Here is a 15,267-nt window from a genome sequence, read left to right as displayed (position 1 = left end):
CTTGTATCGTTGACGACCGTGACCATCGAGCAGCACGTCGAGGACCCGCACACCTACGACTTCCGGCGCATCCAGCAGAAGTGGCAGGCGCGGTGGGAAGAGCTCGGCCTCTTCACCGCCGACCCCGACGACAAGCGCCCGCGCAAGTACATCCTCGAGATGTTCCCGTACCCGTCCGGCGACCTGCACATGGGGCACGCCGAGAACTGGGCACTCGGGGACTTCGTCGCGCGCTACTGGCGCCAGCAGGGCTTCAACGTGCTGCACCCGATCGGTTGGGACTCCTTCGGGCTGCCCGCCGAGAACGCGGCCATCAAGCGCGGTGTCGACCCGAAGGACTGGACCTACGCGAACATCGCGCAGCAGAAGGCGTCCTTCAAGCGCTACGCGCCGTCGTTCGACTGGTCGACGGAGATCCACACCTCGGACCCCGAGTACTACAAGTGGAACCAGTGGCTGTTCCTCAAGATGTACGAGAAGGGCCTGGCGTACCGGAAGGACAGCTGGGTCAACTGGGACCCGGTGGACCAGACCGTCCTGGCCAACGAGCAGGTCCTGCCCGACGGCACCTCGGACCGCTCCGGCGCCGTCGTCGTCAAGAAGAAGCTGACGCAGTGGTACTTCAAGATCACGGACTACGCGGACCGGCTGCTCGACGACCTGAACCAGCTCGAGGGCCGGTGGCCGTCGAAGGTCATCGCCATGCAGCGCAACTGGATCGGCCGCTCGGTCGGTGCCGACGTCGACTTCGTCATCGAGGGCCGTGACGAACCCGTCACCGTGTTCACCACCCGCCCGGACACCATCCACGGCGTGACCTTCCTGGTCATCGCCCCGGACTCCGACCTGGCCGCCGAACTCGTCGCGGACCCGTCCGTCGACGACGCCACCCGCGCCGCGTTCCAGGACTACCTGGTCGCCACCCAGAAGGCCTCGGACATCGACCGGCAGAACGCCGACCGTCCGAAGACCGGCGTGCCGCTCGGCCGCACGGCCATCCACCCGCTGACCGGGGAACACCTGCCGCTCTGGACCGCCGACTACGTCCTGGCCGACTACGGCCACGGTGCCGTGATGGCCGTCCCCGCGCACGACCAGCGCGACCTGGACTTCGCCCGCGCCTTCGACCTGCCCGTGACGGTCGTCGTCGACACGAACGCCGCCGTGACCGGCGCGATCCCCGTCATCCCGGAGGGGGCGACGCTCGACGACTTCGACGTCCCCACGCTCGACCCGCTCGCCACCGGCGAGGCCCTCACGGGCGCCGGTCGGATGATCAACTCCGGGCCGCTCGACGGCATGAGCAAGCAGCACGCGATCACCGCGGCGATCAGCCTGCTCGAGGAGCGTGGCACCGGTCGCGCCGCGAAGACCTACCGCCTGCGCGACTGGCTCATCTCGCGGCAGCGCTTCTGGGGCACCCCGATCCCGATCATCCACGGCGAGGACGGCACCCAGTACCCGGTGCCCGAGGACCAGCTCCCCGTGGTCCTGCCGGACACCGAGGGCCTCGACCTCAAGCCGAAGGGCACCTCGCCCCTCGGCGGTGCGACGGACTGGGTGAACGTCCCGAACCCGGCCGACGGCAGCCCGGCACGCCGCGACCCGGACACGATGGACACGTTCGTCGACTCGTCCTGGTACTTCCTGCGCTTCCTGTCCCCGCAGGACGACACGCAGGCGTTCGACCCGGCCCTCGTCAACAAGTGGGCCCCGGTCGACCAGTACATCGGTGGTGTCGAGCACGCGATCCTGCACCTGCTCTACGCACGCTTCGTGACGAAGGTGCTCTTCGACCTCGGCTACCTCGACTTCACCGAGCCGTTCTCGGCGCTGCTGAACCAGGGCATGGTGCTCTCCGGCGGCTCGAAGATGTCGAAGTCGAAGGGTGGCGTGTCGCTCGGTGACGAACTCGACGCGCACGGGGTCGACGCGATCCGTCTGGTGATGGGCTTCGCCGGACCGCCCGAGGACGACATCAACTGGGAGGACGTCTCGCCCGCGGCCTCCGCACGGTTCCTGGCGCGCGCCTACCGGATCGCCGTCGACGTCACCTCGACGCCGGACGCCGTCTGGTCCACCGGTGACCGCAGCGTCCGACAGGCGACCCACCGGTTCCTGGCCGACGCCCCCGGGCTGATGGAGTCCTTCAAGTTCAACGTCGTGATCGCACGGCTCATGGACCTGGTGAACGTCACCCGCAAGGCGATCGACAGCGGCCCCGGTGCCGCGGACCCCGCCGTCCGTGAGGCCGCCGAGACCATCGCCCTGGGCCTCAGCGTCTTCGCGCCGTACACCGGCGAGGAGATGTGGCAGACGCTCGGCTACGACTCCCCGGTGGCGACGTTCGGGTGGCGGAAGGCCGACCCGACGCTGCTCGTGCAGGAGACGCTGACGGCGGTCGTGCAGGTCAACGGCAAGGTGCGCGACTCGTTCGAGGTGTCGAAGTCGATCGAGGCCGACGAGCTCGAGCAGCTCGCCCGTTCGTCGCACGCGGTGCAGCGGTACATCGGGGACCGGGAGATCGTGAAGGTGATCGTCCGGGCGCCGAAGCTCGTCAACATCGCCATCAAGGGCTAGCCCCTCCCGGTCGTCCTGCGGAGCCGGTCCCTCGAGGCTGGTCCCTCCGGGCTGGTCCCTCCGGGATCGGTCCGTCGGCGCTGGTTCCTCCACAGGGCGCAGAGCGCGGGGCACGGTCCACAGGTGTCCTGTGCGGAGCCCGGTCGACCGGCCCGGCTCCGTAGCGTCTCCGGACATGTCCCGGTTCGTGCTGTCTCCCCGCGCCGCTCTCCTGCTGGTGGGCGTCGTGGCGGTGCTCGCACTCGCGGTCGTCCTCGCCGGGTGGCAGAGCGGTGGCGGCGGGGACGGGACGGCCGAGCCCGGGGTCGCGGTCGTGACCGGGGCGCCGGAGGCCGTGGCCGCGAGCCCGACGGCATCGGGGTCGGCGTCCCGGTCGCCCGCTGCTGCTCCTCCTCCGCCCACCCCCGCCGTGCTGTACGTCGTCGGCGCGGTCGAGCACGCCGGTGTCGTCACCGTCGCCGCCGATGCACGGGTGGCGGACGCGTTGGCCGCAGCCGGCGGAGCGACGGCCGACGCCGACCTGTCACGGGTGAACCTGGCGCGGCCGGTCGTCGACGGCGAGCGGCTGTACGTGCCCCGGGTCGGCGAGACGGACGTCCCGGCGGAACTGCCGGCGGGCGGTGGTGCGGGTACCGGCGGCTCGTCGTCCGGTTCCGCCGGGTCTCCGGGGTCGGGCGCGGGTGCGGTGCCGGTGCCGGAGGTCGTCGACCTCAACACCGCCGACGCCACCGCGCTCGAGTCCCTGCCCGGGATCGGCCCCGCCTTGGCGGAACGGATCCTCGCCTGGCGCGACGAGCACGGCGGCTTCCGCTCGGTCGAGGACCTGCTCGAGGTCAGCGGCATCGGCGAGGGCCGGTTCGCCGAACTGCAGGACCGGGTGCGCGTGTGAGCGCCGCGTCGGTGTCGGATCCCGCTCGGACCACGGCCGGAGCGGCACACGGCAGCGCACTGCGGGCGTCACTCGCCGACCTCCGGCTGGCGGGACCGGTCGCCGTGGTCTGGACCGTCGTCGCCGTGCTGGTCGGCACGCCGGACGCGGCGGCCACGGTCCTCGCCGTCGCGGTCGTCGCCGCCGGGGCCGTGCTCGTGGTCGTCCTCCGCGGCGGACGGTCCGACACGGTCCGGGCGGTCGCGGCGCTGGCCCTCACGACGAGCCTGCTGGTCGCCCTGACGGCCGTGGCCGTCGTCGCCGGGCAGGCGCACCGGATGCCGTCGATCGTGCGCGAGACGGCCGGACACAGCCTGGAGGCCCGTGTCCGGCTGGACCGCGACCTCGCGCCCGCCGACCGGTCCGTGGTCGGGACGCTCGAGGCGGTCGTGGTGCGTGCCTCCCGTCAGGACGCCCTGCGGGTACCGATCCGGGTCGTGCCGTCTCTCGACGAGCCGCGGCCGCGCGTGCTGGCGGCCGGGTCGGTCGTCACCGTCCGCGGGCAGCTGCAGCTCGACGACCCCGGCTCGCCGACCAGCGTCGTGCTGTTCGCCCGCGGGACCGTGCGGGTCGCGAGCAGCCCGACCGGACTGCTCGGCGTCAGCGCCCGCGCCCGCGCGGCGTTCGCCACCGTCACCGCCGACCTGCCGGAGCCGGGCGGGGCGCTCCTCCGCGGACTCGCGATCGGGGACCGGTCCGGGCTGGACGCCGAGACCGAGCAGGCGATGGAGACCTCGGCACTGACCCACCTGACCGCGGTGTCCGGGTCGAACTGCGCGGTCCTGGTCGGTCTCGTCGTGCTGCTCGGTCGCACGGTCGGTGCTCCGCGGGTGCTGCGCGCCGCCCTGGCGGTGGTCGTGCTGCTCGCGTTCGTGGTGCTCGTCCGTCCCGACCCCTCGATCACACGAGCGACCGTGATGGCGATCGTGGTCCTGCTCGTGCACCTGACCGGACGCCCGGTGCGCGGTGTCCCGCTGATCGCCCTCGCCGCCGTCGGCATGCTCGTCGTCGACCCCTGGGTGGCCCGCTCGTTCGCCTTCGCGCTCTCGGTCCTCGCGACCACCGGCATCGTGGTCCTCGCCGTACCCGTCACCGACCTGCTCCGACGACGGGTCTGGACGCCGGTCGCCGCCGCCGTCGCGGTGCCGGTCGCCGCGCAGGTCGCCTGCTGGCCGGTCACGATCCCGCTGTCCGCCGCCCTGCCGACGTACGCGGTACCGGCGAACCTGCTGGCGGAGGTCCTGGCCCCGGTGGCCACCGTCGTCGGACTGGCTGCGTGCCTCCTCGCCCCCGTGTGGCCGGCCGGTGCCGGGCTGCTCGCGACCGTGGGGTGGGTGCCGGCTGCCGGGATCGGGCTCATCGCGCACGGAGCCGCCGCGCTGCCGGGCGCATCGGCGCCGTGGCCGTCCGGAGCGGCCGGCGTCGTCACCGCCGGGGTGGTGAGCGCTGCCGTCGCGGTCGGGGTGCTCGTCCGGGCGAAGGTGCGGACGGCGCTCCTCGGCCTCGCCGCGCTCCTGGCCGTCGCGGGCGTGGGATCGGTCACGGTACCCGCGGTCCTCGTCCGTGGCACGGTCCCGACCGGTTGGACCGTCGCGATGTGCGACGTCGGGCAGGGGGACGCCACCCTGCTCCGGAGCGCTGGCAGGACGGCCCTCGTCGACACGGGCGACGATCCCGAGCGCCTGACGGCCTGCCTGACGCTCCTCGGGGTGGACCGGATCGACCTGCTCGTCCTGACGCACTTCGACCGCGACCACGTCGGTGCGGTGTCGGCGGTCGCGGGCCGTGCGGACACCGGCCTCGTCGGTCCGGTCGGGCGGCCCGCGGACGCCCGCGTGGTCGCCGACCTCCGGAGCGCGGGAGTCGACGTCCGTCGGGCATCGGACGGCACCGGCGGCCTGCTCGGGGACCTCCGGTGGCGGGTGCTCTGGCCGCCGGACGGTGACGATCGGGCCGGCAATGCGGCGAGCATCGTCCTCCGGGTCGATCCGGCACCGGGACGACCCTGCGCGGGCTGTGTCAGTGCGCTGCTCCTCGGCGACCTGGGGGAGGACGCGCAACGGCGGCTCCTGCGGGTCGCGCCGACGGCAGCCGGGTCGCCGGTGGACGTCGTGAAGGTCGCGCACCACGGGTCCGCCGACCAGGACCCCGAGCTGTACCGGGTGCTCGCGGCCCGGATCGGCCTGATCGGGGTCGGCGCGGACAACGACTACGGCCACCCGACGCCGAGCGCGCTGGAGATGCTCGCGGCCGCCGGCACGCTGCCGTACCGGACGGACCGGTCGGGGACGATCGTGGTCCGCGGTGGGAGCGACCACGGCGGTCCGGGTCCCGGAGCGGACGACGGTCCCGGAGCGGACGAGGGTCCCGGAGCGGACGCGGGCGGCGGAGCGGACGCGGGCGCCGGTCGGCCGCCGGTCGAGGTGTGGACCGAGCGCGACGCCGGGGCGTCGGCCGCCGCCCGTAGGATCGGTGCGACGCCGACCGGCACGGTGCCGCCGCTGCACCGGGACGGCCGTCGTCGTCGCCCAGCACCACCGGAAGGACCCGCATGCCCGCCAAGAAGCCCGCGCGCGCCGCAGCGAAGATCGACCAGATCCCGTGGTCGGCCATCCGTCCGGCCCCGGTCGTCCTGGTCACCGGTGCCGAGACGTTCCTGGCCGAGCGGTCCATCGGCATGCTCCGCGACCTGCTCGTCGGCGAGGACCCGGCGCTCGAGGTGCACGACCTCGAAGCAGACCAGTACGCACCCGGGCTGCTGTCGACGTTGGCGAGCCCGTCCCTCTTCGGTGAACCCCGACTGGTCCGCGTCACGAACGTCGAGAAGTGCACGGACGCGTTCATCACCGAGTCGATCTCGTACCTGCAGAACCCCGCCGACGACGTCACCCTCGTGCTCCGGCACGGCGGGGGAGTCCGTGGCAAGAAGCTCCTCGACACCATCCGCAGCGGGGTCGGCGGCGGCATCGAGGTGCAGTGCGACGAGATCAAGCGCGACACCGACCGGATCGACTTCGTCAACGCCGAGTTCCGCGCTGCCCGGCGGAAGATCGCCCCCTCCGCCGTCCGGACCCTCGTGGCGGCCTTCGCGGACGACCTCGCCGAACTCGCCGCCGCCTGCCGACAGCTCCTCGCCGACGAAGCAGCCGAGATCACCGACCGCACCGTCGACAAGTACTACGGCGGGCGGGTCGAGACGAACGCGTTCAAGGTGGCCGACATCGCCCTGGCCGGACGGTCGGCTCCGGCGATCGTCGAACTGCGGCATGCCCTCGCGACCGGCGAGGCGCCCGTGCCCATCGTCGCCGCGTTCGCGAGCAAGATCCGCACGATGGCGAAGGTCAGCTCCTTCCGGGGGTCGAGCGGCCAGGCAGCCTCAGCGCTCGGTCTGGCGCCGTGGCAGGTCCAGCGTGCGCAGCGCGACGTCGCCGGCTGGAGTGAAGCCGGCCTGGCCAACGCCATCACGAGCATCGCGGCCGCCGACGCCGCGGTGAAGGGCGGCTCCCGCGACGCCCACTTCGCGCTCGAGGTGATGGTCCGGACCATCGCCCGGCGCGGCGAGGAGCGCTGACCGGCAGCGAGCCTCCCGGGGGTCGCCGATTCCGCGGTCCTGCGCCCGTCGGCCGCCTTGTGCCCGTGCCGGTGCCCGGCACCACACCGCCCCCGGGAACGACGAAGACCCCGCACCAACGGTGCGGGGCCTTCGTCAGCGCCTCAGAGCTGAGGCAAGAGGTCGACGACTCAGAGAGCCGAGACCTTCTTCGCGATGGCCGACTTGCGGTTCGCGGCCTGGTTCTTGTGGATGACACCCTTGCTCACGGCCTTGTCGAGCTTCTTCGACGCGAGCGACAGGGCGGCAACGGCCTTGTCCTTGTCGCCCGTGGCGATCGCCTCGTTGGTGTGGCGGATGTAGGTCTTGAGCTCCGACTTGTACGCCTTGTTGCGGTCGGTGGCCTTCTGATTGGTCTTGATTCGCTTGAGCTGCGACTTGATGTTCGCCATGCGTGTTGCTCCTGGTTTCGTCTCGGACGGGTGGTTGCGATCCCGGGTAGAGGGGCCCTTCGTCGCATCGCGTTCCACCCGTGGGCGACGGAACGCGTAAGCCAGCGACAAACGTTACCAGGCCGACCCGTCCGGACCAAAGCCCGACACGGTCCGCGTGGCCGGGAGGCGGACGCGCGAACCCGAGCGGATACGGTGTCGGCATGCCGTCCCTCGCGCCCCGCATCGACACCGTCCCACCGTCGGGCATCCGCCGGGTGTTCGAGCAGGCGGCCCTCCTCGACGACGTGACGATGCTCGTGATCGGCGAACCGGACGTCCCCGTCGCGAAGCACATCGCCGATGCCGCACGTCGCGCCTGGGCCGAGGACCGCACGGATTACGGCCCGAACGGCGGCATCCCGCAGCTGCGGCAGGCGATCCAGGACAAGCTCCACCGTGAGAACCGGATGGACGTCGACCTCGAGCAGGTGTGGGTCACGGTCGGGGCCACGCAGGCCCTGTTCACGGCGATGACGCTCGTGCTCTCGCCGGGCGACGAGGTCCTGGTGCCGGACCCCGGGTACACGACCTTCACGATGAACGCGCACATCATCGGTGCCGACCCGGTGCCGTACCAGCTGTCGCCGGCGCACGGGTTCGAGCCCGACCTGGCCGCCCTGGAGGCGCGGATCACCGACCGCACGCGGGCCATCATCGTGAACTCGCCGTCCAACCCCCTCGGCACGGTCTTCGGCGAGCAGACGCTGCGGGACCTGTTGGCACTGGCGAAGCGTCACGACCTCTGGGTGATCAGCGACGAGGTCTACGAGTACTTCACCTACGGCACCCGCCACGTCAGCCTGGCGTCGCTCGACGACGACGACCGCGTCTTCTCGGCCTTCTCGTTGAGCAAGACGTACGCGATGACCGGTGTGCGGGTCGGCTACCTCGTGACGCCGAAGGGCCTCGGCCCGACGATGCGGACCGTGCAGGAGTCGATCATCAGCTGCGTGGCGGAGCCCGACCAGTGGGCGGCCCTCGCGGCGATCGTCGGCGACCACTCCCCGGTGCAGGACGCACGCGAGCACTACCGCGAGAACCTCGAGATCGCGACCGGGGTCCTGGACGCCGCCGGCATCCGGTACAACGACCCGCAGGGCGCCTTCTACCTGTGGATCGACGTCTCCCACGCCACGCAGGGCGACGTCGCCGAGTGGGCCCTGGCGTTCCTCCAGCGCGAGCGGGTGGCGGTCGCACCGGGCAGTGCGTTCGGCCGGACCGGCGAGGGCTGGATCCGGGTGTGCCTGGCGGCGTCCGCCGAGGACCTCCGACACGGCCTCGGCGCGCTGCCGGTCCCGACGGCGGGCATGCACGCGACCGACGCGTGACCCGTGCGTGACCGACGGGCGAGCGCAGCACGACCGGACCGCGCCGACCGCGGACCGGCTTGCGCGCCGCCGAGGCGTGAGCATGGGACAATCGACGGACCGTCCGACCCACCCCGAGGAACCGTGAGCCCACAAGCATCTGCGCCGCTCGAGCCCGCCTCGACGCCGGCCGCCGCGATCCGCAACTTCTGCATCATCGCGCACATCGACCACGGCAAGTCCACGCTGGCCGACCGCATGCTGTCGATCACCGGCATCGTCGAGGACCGGGCGATGCGCGCGCAGTACCTCGACCGGATGGACATCGAGCGCGAGCGCGGCATCACCATCAAGTCGCAGGCCGTCCGCATGCCGTGGGAGCTCGACGGCGAGACCTTCGCGCTGAACATGATCGACACCCCCGGGCACGTCGACTTCTCGTACGAGGTCTCCCGCTCCCTGGCCGCGTGCGAGGGCGCGATCCTGCTCGTCGACGCCGCGCAGGGCATCGAGGCGCAGACGCTCGCGAACCTGTACCTGGCGCTCGAGAACGACCTCGAGATCATCCCGGTCCTCAACAAGATCGACCTGCCGGCGGCGGAGCCCGAGAAGTACGCGGCCGAGCTCGCCCAGCTCATCGGTGGCAAGCCGGAGGACGTGCTCCGTGTCTCCGGCAAGACCGGTGAGGGCGTCGCCGAACTGCTCGACCGGGTCGTCCGCACGGTGCCGGCACCGGTCGGCACGGTCGACGCCGCACCCCGCGCGATGATCTTCGACTCCGTCTACGACAGCTACCGCGGCGTCGTGACCTACGTGCGCATGATCGACGGCTCGATCAAGCCGCGCGAGAAGGTCCAGATGATGTCGACCAAGTCGACGCACGAGATCCTCGAGATCGGGGTGTCGAGCCCGGAGCCGACCCCGACGAAGGGCCTCTCGGTCGGCGAGGTCGGGTACCTCATCACCGGTGTGAAGGACGTCCGTCAGTCCAAGGTCGGCGACACGGTGACGAGCGCCCTGCGTCCGGCCACCCAGGCGCTGCCGGGCTACACGGACCCGAAGCCGATGGTGTTCTCGGGTCTGTACCCGATCGACGGCAGCGACTACCCGGTGCTCCGCGAAGCGCTCGACAAGCTCAAGCTCTCCGATGCCGCGCTCGTGTACGAGCCCGAGACGAGCGTCGCGCTGGGCTTCGGCTTCCGCTGCGGCTTCCTCGGCCTGCTGCACCTCGAGATCATCACCGAACGGCTGTCCCGCGAGTTCGACCTCGACCTCATCACCACCGCCCCGAGCGTGGTCTACGCGGTCACGACCGAGGACAACGAGGTCACCGAGGTCACGAACCCGTCCGAGTTCCCGACCGGCCGCATCCTCGAGGTCCGCGAGCCGATGGTCCGCGCCGCGATCCTGGCGCCGAAGGACTACGTCGGCGCGATCATGGAGCTCTGCCAGCAGCGCCGCGGTTCCCTGCTCGGCATGGAGTACCTCGGCGAGGACCGGGTCGAGATCCGCTACGAGATGCCCCTCGGCGAGATCGTGTTCGACTTCTTCGACCAGCTGAAGAGCAAGACGCAGGGCTACGCCAGCCTCGACTACGAGCCCACCGGCGACCAGTCCGCCGACCTCGTCAAGGTCGACATCCTGCTGCAGGGCGACCAGGTCGACGCGTTCAGCGCCATCGTGCACCGCGAGAAGGCGTACGCCTACGGCACGCTGATGACCGAGCGCCTGCGCAAGCTCATCCCGCGCCAGCAGTTCGAGGTCCCTATCCAGGCGGCGATCGGCGCCCGCATCATCGCCCGTGAGAGCATCCGCGCGATGCGCAAGGACGTCCTGGCGAAGTGCTACGGCGGTGACATCACCCGCAAGCGCAAGCTCCTCGAGAAGCAGAAGGAGGGCAAGAAGCGCATGAAGACGATCGGCCGGGTCGAGGTCCCGCAGGAAGCCTTCATCGCCGCACTCTCCGGTGACGTGGAAGAGAAGAAGAAGTGAGTCGCGGCCACCAGCACCGCACGGCGCTGACGTACGGCGCAGTCGGTGCCACGCAGGCCTCGGACCTCATGACGTACCCGCCGGAGGGCTTCGTGCCGGCCGAGTCGCGCGCACGCATCGGGCATGGCGACCAGCGGTTCGAGACCGCCGTCATGCAGGCGCTCACCTGGCAGATCCAGGAGCGCAGCGGGATGGGCGTCCAGGTCGAGGACACGCCGGAGGACGACGAGGTCCGCTACAACCCGGTGACCTTCGACGAGCAGGGCGTCCCGATCGCCCCGGCCTCGATCGGCACCCCCCGGGTCGAGAAGACGACGCCCGACGGCACCCCGCTCATCACGGCGGGCACGACGGCGACACTGACGATGCACGCCTTCGGGCAGACCGTGCAGGCGCCGGTGCGGGTCGTCGCGATCATCGACGAGCGCGACCGCAAGGGCTTCGCCTACGGGACGCTCGACGGGCACCCGCTCTCGGGCGAGGAGTCCTTCGTCGTCGAGCGCACCCCGGACGGCTCGGTCTGGCTGCAGGTCCGCCAGTTCTCGCAGCCGGCCAGTCGCAAGTGGCGCTTCGTCGCGCCGCTGCTGCGCCGCCAGCAGCGCGTGATGGCGGAGAAGTACCTCGCAGCCCTGCGCGGCGACTGACCCGACAGTGTGACCGGTCCGGTCGACCGGTCACGTGCCTCCCGGCCGGGAGGCACGCCCCGTGCCCGTCGGTCAGCACCAGGGCCGCCCGGGCCGACAGGACCGACGGGGACCAGCAGGCAGATCGCCGGCTTGGTCAGGCGAGCGGCGCGAGCCCCGCGATCGCGTCCTCGATGAGTCCCGCGTCCTGCACGCAGTCCCGTGCCACGGCCACCGCGCTCGTTCCCCGGAGTGCCGCGACGTCGTACGCGCCGGTCGCCACCGCGATGAACGGGATCCCGACCGCGTCGGCCGCCTCACCGTCCCGCGGGGTGTCGCCGACGATGACCGCCCGGGTGCCGGAGAGCGCGGCCGCGGCGACGGCGGTGACGCCGGCCCGTTCGACCTCGGTGTCGCCGAAGTACGAGTGCTCCCAGTCGAATAGGTCGACGTCGAAGCCCGCGCCGAGCAGCTTGACGCGGGCGCGGTAGGCGGAGTTGCCGGTCAGCAGGCCGTTCCGCCAGCCGAGTCCGGCGAAGCGCCGGACCAGCGTGACCGCTCCCGGGGCAGGGGTGCGGCGGTCGCCCGAGCGGTGCCGCTCCTCGGACAGGTCCCGGAGGTGGCCGCTGACGGTCGGCACCAGGTCGTCGTCGAGCCGGTGGGCGCGGACGTGCTCGACGATGATGCCGGCGTCGGTCCGACCGTGCTGGTGGCCGACGAGCTGCGGGAGATCGCGGCCGAGCGCCCGTTCGAGCGCCAGGTGGTACAGGTTCCCCGGAGACACGGCGTTGCGCACGAGGGTGCCGTCGATGTCCCAGAGGACCGTGGTGGTGACCGGGTGGTGCTCCATGCCGTCCATGATGACGGACAATGGTCTCCATGCCGAGTGCTCTGCCGATCGCCGATCCCGCTCCCTCGGACGGACTGGTCGCACCGGCACCCGGAGCGGGCGACGTCCCGTTCGGCGTCTACGTCCACGTGCCCTTCTGCCGGGTGCGCTGCGGGTACTGCGACTTCAACACGTACACGGCGTCCGAGCTCCGCGGGGTGCGTCGTGACGACTACGCCGGCCACGCGCTGCGAGAGATCGCCTTCGCCGACCAGGTGCTCGAGCGCTCCGGTGTCCCGCGCCGCCCGGTCTCGACGGTGTTCTTCGGCGGTGGGACCCCGACGATGCTGCCGGCCTCCGACCTGGCCATGATCCTCCGGGCGATCGACGACACGTGGGGGATCCTGCCCGGGGCCGAGGTCACGACCGAGGCGAACCCGGACTCCGTCGACGCGGACTCGATCCGGACCCTGCAGCGCGCCGGTTTCACCCGGATGAGCTACGGCATGCAGTCGGCCGTGCCGCACGTGCTCGCGACCCTCGACCGCACGCACGACCCGGAGCGCGTGCCGGTCGTCGTGGACCTGGCGAAGCAGCAGGGCCTGGACGTCAGCCTCGACCTCATCTACTCGACGCCGGGGGAGTCGCTCGACGATTGGCGCACCTCGCTCGACGCGGCGATCGCCTGCGCCCCGGACCACGTGTCGGCGTACTCGCTCATCGTCGAGGACGGCACCGCGATGGGCCGTGCCGTGTCGCGCGGCGAGCTGCCCGCGCCCGACGACGACCTGGCTGCGGACATGTACGAGCTCGCCGACCAGGTGCTCCGCGACGCCGGGTACGACTGGTACGAGGTCTCGAACTGGGCCCGCGGCCCCGAGCACGCCAGTCGGCACAACCTGTCCTACTGGAAGGGCCACGACTGGTGGGGCGTCGGCCCGGGCGCCCACTCGGCCGTCGCCGGCACCCGGTGGTGGAACGTCAAGCACCCGGCCGCCTACGCGGGCAAGGTGCTGCAGGACGTGTCCCCGGCTGCGGGTCGCGAGACCCTCGACGACGAGACCCGCTACGTCGAGCGGGTCCTGCTGGCGGCGCGCGTCCGCGGTGAGCTGCGGATCGACGAGCTCCGCCAGGAGGCGCGTGGTCGCGTCGCCGGGCTGATCGCCCGCGGTCTCGTGGACGGGCGGGCAGCGCTGCGTGGGTCGCTCGAGCTGACGTTGCAGGGACGACTGCTCGCCGACGCCGTGGTCCGCGACCTCCTGGACTGAGTCGGGCCGCTACGCCTTCACGAACTCGATCGTGAGCGGGTACCGGTAGAACTGCCCCTGGTTCGCGGCGAGGGCGGCCATGATGCCGAAGACGATGGACACGATGCCAGCGGCCGTGATGACGAGGAACCCGATGCCGAGCACGGACGTCAGGATGCCGGCGAAGTAGGCGATGGCCATGGTGATGTGGAAGTTCAGCGCCACCCGGGTGTGCTCCCGGACGAACCGCCCGCGGTCCCGCAGGACGAAGTAGGCGATGATCGGCACCAGGACGTTGGAGAAGATCCCGCCGACGTGCGTCAGGGTCGCCCAGAGCCGCTGGTCCTCCGGGCTCATCGGCTGCGGGGGCTGGTAGCCGGCGGGGTACTGCTGCCCGGGCTGCTGGCCACCGCCGTACTGCCCGCCCGGGTACTGGCCGCCCTGGGGCTGCCCGCCCGGGTACGGCCCGCCCGGGTACTTCCCGCCGGGCTGCCCGCCGCCCGGGTACTGGTCGCCGGGGCCGCCGTGTCCCTGTCCGTCGCTCATGCCCGCAGCGTACCGAGACGCCCGTGGAGAAGTCCCGTCCGGTCGGCGGTCAGGCGTAGGATCAGCACTCGGCACCTGAGAGTGCCAGCCGGACTGATCGACACGAGCGGAGGGAACCGATGGTCAGCGAACGGAGCCTCGAGGTCCTCAAGGCCATCGTGCGTGACTACGTCGCCTCCCGTGAACCCGTCGGCTCGAAGACCATCGTGGAGCGCCACGCGTTCGGGGTCAGCGCGGCGACGATCCGCAACGACATGGCGCAGCTCGAGGACGAGCAGCTCATCATCGCCCCGCACACCTCGTCCGGCCGGGTCCCCACCGACAAGGGCTACCGGGTCTTCGTCGACCACCTGGCCGCTGCCCGACCGCTCTCCGGGGCGCAGCGTCAGGCGATCGAGACCTTCCTCGGGGCGTCGAACGACCTCGACGACGTCCTCACCCGCACCGTCCGGCTGCTCAGTCAGCTGACGAACCAGGTCGCTCTGGTGCAGTACCCGACGATGGGCCACGCGCGGGTCCAGCACGTCGAGCTCGTCCGGCTCGCGGACACCCGGCTGATGGTGGTCCTCATCACCGACACCGCCCGGGTCGAGCAGCGGGTGATCGAGACCGACGTCCCCTTCGACGAGTCCGCGCTCTCCGAACTCCGCACCCTCGTCAACGGCGCGACCGTCGGGTTGCTGCTGCAGGACGCCCCACGGGCCCTGCGCGAGATCCCGGTACAGCTCCGACCCGCGGTGCAGCCGCTCGCCGGTGTCGTGGTCGCGAGTCTGATCGAGCAGGTCGCCGCGAACCGGCAGGACCGCCTGCTCATGGCCGGCGCCGCGAACCTGGCCAAGAGCGAGCAGGACTTCTCCGGCGGCCTCTTCCCCGTGCTCGAAGCGATCGAGGAACAGGTCACCCTGCTCCGGTTGTTCGGCGAGATGCAGGTCGACGACATCGCCGTGGCGGCGAGCATCGGGCGCGAGAACGCCGAGTACGGTCTCGACGCCACGAGCATCGTCGCCGGCGGCTACCTGGCCGCCCGCGGTGAGATCGCCCGACTGGGCGTCCTCGGCCCGACCAGGATGGACTACGGCACGAACATGGCCGCGGTCCGTGCGGTCGCCCGCTACCTGTCCCGGCTGCTCGGCGAGAACTGACCGCCGGACACCCCTCCCACCCCGTCCAC

At 71.7% G+C, this 15,267-nt stretch carries 11 protein-coding genes and 1 pseudogene; 9 read left to right on the top strand and 3 right to left on the bottom strand.

The genetic code is table 11. The features are described from left to right. The first annotated feature begins 18 nt into the window (after positions 1–18). The 4 genes and pseudogenes from leuS (at position 19) to holA (ending at position 7,079) form a co-directional block, all read left to right on the top strand. Positions 19–2,580, top strand: coding sequence for a leucine--tRNA ligase (gene leuS, locus E9228_RS03595; RefSeq protein WP_166779186.1), 2,562 nt, complete (start codon positions 19–21; stop codon positions 2,578–2,580). Between the two features lie 175 nt (positions 2,581–2,755). Further along, positions 2,756–3,469 (top strand): ComEA family DNA-binding protein, encoded by a 714-nt coding sequence (locus E9228_RS03590; RefSeq protein WP_166779185.1) that lies wholly within the window; start codon positions 2,756–2,758, stop codon positions 3,467–3,469. 317 nt (positions 3,470–3,786) lie between these two features. Further along, positions 3,787–5,265, top strand: a pseudogene (locus E9228_RS17685) (ComEC/Rec2 family competence protein); the annotation flags it as partial. Between the two features lie 794 nt (positions 5,266–6,059). Continuing rightward, on the top strand, positions 6,060–7,079 hold the full coding sequence (gene holA / locus E9228_RS03575) for a DNA polymerase III subunit delta (RefSeq protein ID WP_166779184.1): 1,020 nt from the start codon (positions 6,060–6,062) through the stop codon (positions 7,077–7,079). 170 nt (positions 7,080–7,249) lie between these two features. On the opposite strand, the gene rpsT is transcribed toward holA, so the two are convergent. Next, on the bottom strand, positions 7,250–7,510 hold the full coding sequence (rpsT, locus tag E9228_RS03570; protein WP_110903137.1) for a 30S ribosomal protein S20: 261 nt from the start codon (positions 7,508–7,510) through the stop codon (positions 7,250–7,252). A 203-nt stretch (positions 7,511–7,713) separates the two neighbouring features. Between rpsT and E9228_RS03565 the strand changes: the two genes are divergently transcribed. The 3 genes from E9228_RS03565 (at position 7,714) to E9228_RS03555 (ending at position 11,495) form a co-directional block, all read left to right on the top strand. Next, positions 7,714–8,880: a pyridoxal phosphate-dependent aminotransferase gene (locus tag E9228_RS03565; RefSeq protein ID WP_166779183.1), complete on the top strand. Its 1,167-nt coding sequence runs from the start codon at positions 7,714–7,716 to the stop codon at positions 8,878–8,880. 123 nt (positions 8,881–9,003) lie between these two features. Beyond that, complete coding sequence (lepA, locus tag E9228_RS03560) at positions 9,004–10,851, top strand: translation elongation factor 4 (RefSeq protein ID WP_166779182.1); 1,848 nt, start codon at positions 9,004–9,006, stop codon at positions 10,849–10,851. Then, complete coding sequence (locus E9228_RS03555) at positions 10,848–11,495, top strand: DUF1990 family protein (RefSeq protein ID WP_341849751.1); 648 nt, start codon at positions 10,848–10,850, stop codon at positions 11,493–11,495. The genes lepA and E9228_RS03555 overlap by 4 nt, the downstream gene beginning before the upstream one ends. A gap of 136 nt (positions 11,496–11,631) precedes the next feature. Here E9228_RS03555 and E9228_RS03550 read toward each other — a convergent pair whose 3' ends face one another. Continuing rightward, a complete protein-coding gene (locus tag E9228_RS03550; protein WP_166779181.1) occupies positions 11,632–12,324 on the bottom strand; it encodes an HAD family hydrolase in 693 nt (230 codons plus the stop codon). A gap of 29 nt (positions 12,325–12,353) precedes the next feature. Here E9228_RS03550 and hemW point away from each other — a divergent pair, with 29 nt between their 5' ends. Continuing rightward, entirely contained in the window at positions 12,354–13,571 is a 1,218-nt protein-coding gene (gene hemW / locus E9228_RS03545; RefSeq protein ID WP_166779180.1) for a radical SAM family heme chaperone HemW, read from the top strand. 9 nt (positions 13,572–13,580) lie between these two features. Here the strand turns inward: hemW and E9228_RS16905 are convergent, their stop codons facing one another. After that, positions 13,581–14,096 (bottom strand): DUF4870 domain-containing protein, encoded by a 516-nt coding sequence (locus E9228_RS16905; RefSeq protein WP_252727528.1) that lies wholly within the window; start codon positions 14,094–14,096, stop codon positions 13,581–13,583. 119 nt (positions 14,097–14,215) lie between these two features. Between E9228_RS16905 and hrcA the strand changes: the two genes are divergently transcribed. Further along, complete coding sequence (gene hrcA / locus E9228_RS03535) at positions 14,216–15,238, top strand: heat-inducible transcriptional repressor HrcA (protein WP_166779179.1); 1,023 nt, start codon at positions 14,216–14,218, stop codon at positions 15,236–15,238. The last annotated feature ends 29 nt before the right edge of the window (positions 15,239–15,267 follow it).

The sequence above is a fragment of the Curtobacterium salicis genome, assembly GCF_011759505.1.
Lineage (GTDB): Bacteria > Actinomycetota > Actinomycetes > Actinomycetales > Microbacteriaceae > Curtobacterium > Curtobacterium salicis.
Note: the sequence above shows the minus strand (reverse complement) of the source record. Positions and strands in the feature narration are given on the sequence as shown.

Coding starts and splice junctions, on each gene's coding strand:
- E9228_RS03590 (WP_166779185.1), top strand. CDS start 2,756: ATGTCCCGGTTCGTGCTGTCTCCCCGCGCCGCTCTCCTGCTGGTGGGC.
- holA (WP_166779184.1), top strand. CDS start 6,060: ATGCCCGCCAAGAAGCCCGCGCGCGCCGCAGCGAAGATCGACCAGATC.
- rpsT (WP_110903137.1), bottom strand. CDS start 7,510: ATGGCGAACATCAAGTCGCAGCTCAAGCGAATCAAGACCAATCAGAAG.
- E9228_RS03565 (WP_166779183.1), top strand. CDS start 7,714: ATGCCGTCCCTCGCGCCCCGCATCGACACCGTCCCACCGTCGGGCATC.
- E9228_RS03550 (WP_166779181.1), bottom strand. CDS start 12,324: ATGGAGCACCACCCGGTCACCACCACGGTCCTCTGGGACATCGACGGC.
- hemW (WP_166779180.1), top strand. CDS start 12,354: ATGCCGAGTGCTCTGCCGATCGCCGATCCCGCTCCCTCGGACGGACTG.
- E9228_RS16905 (WP_252727528.1), bottom strand. CDS start 14,096: ATGAGCGACGGACAGGGACACGGCGGCCCCGGCGACCAGTACCCGGGC.
- hrcA (WP_166779179.1), top strand. CDS start 14,216: ATGGTCAGCGAACGGAGCCTCGAGGTCCTCAAGGCCATCGTGCGTGAC.